Origin of the sequence: Proteiniphilum sp. X52 (genome assembly GCF_003712195.1) — a bacterium.
In the GTDB taxonomy this organism is placed as follows: Bacteria; Bacteroidota; Bacteroidia; order Bacteroidales; family Dysgonomonadaceae; genus Proteiniphilum.
The window spans coordinates 1-787 of sequence record NZ_RDSD01000078.1 but is presented as its reverse complement, the minus strand read 5'-3'; the positions used below and the strand labels follow the sequence as shown (position 1 = coordinate 787).

The 787-nt window shown below is 53.0% G+C and carries 1 protein-coding gene; it reads left to right on the top strand.

Going from position 1 to position 787, the window contains the following annotated elements:
* A partial coding sequence (locus tag D7D25_RS17715; protein WP_148038992.1) for a VCBS repeat-containing protein occupies positions 1-787 on the top strand: 787 nt, incomplete at both ends.

Below are 787 nucleotides of genomic sequence, written 5' to 3'. Positions count from 1 at the left end.
TGGAATGGTACACGAATGCCCAGCCCGGGCAACTCATCGTCAGCAAGGGCAAGTTCGACTACGGGACGGACAACGACGGGCTCATCTCGCTACCCAACAAGAACCCCTATTGGCACTATTTCCGCAACAAGACGATGTTCAGGAGGCAGCACAACCAGTACCAGAACCAATATGACGGGACAGAAAAGATATTCCTGTATTCCGGTTTGAACGACGGCTTCGCCACCCCTATGCCAAACCTTGCCACTGAAGCCGGTTTCACCGACATCTTCACCGCGAATATAGACGGCAAGTATGAAGAGGAGGTGATCAAGGTGAACAACACCGTCTCGGGGAATTATGACCGGCTCCAATTCAAGGTGTACACTGTGAACCTGTACACCGGCCTGGCATTGAAGAATACCTGGGTGTTCAATTTCTCCACAGTGTTGCAAGACAATGACAAGAATAAAAGTGTCCACCCCAAGTTCCACTTCACGGGGGATTTCGATGGTGACGGCAAGATAGAGGTGCTCTCGGTGTCGAACAACCATCCGTTCGGATGGGCGGACAAGCCGGGACGGTGCTACCTTTTCGACCTTGAAACGGGGACCAAATTATACGAAGGCGCGCCTTTCACTTTCCACAAGGAATTCGTGGGAACCCGGCAGGGGGACGCGGCCGCGGCGGCACAAAATTCCGACCGGTTGTTCGCCTTCGACTATGACGGTGACGGCAAAACCGACATCTGCCTGATCAATGACAACGGCACGTATATTTACACGTTCGATGTCACGGGTTCCACCTA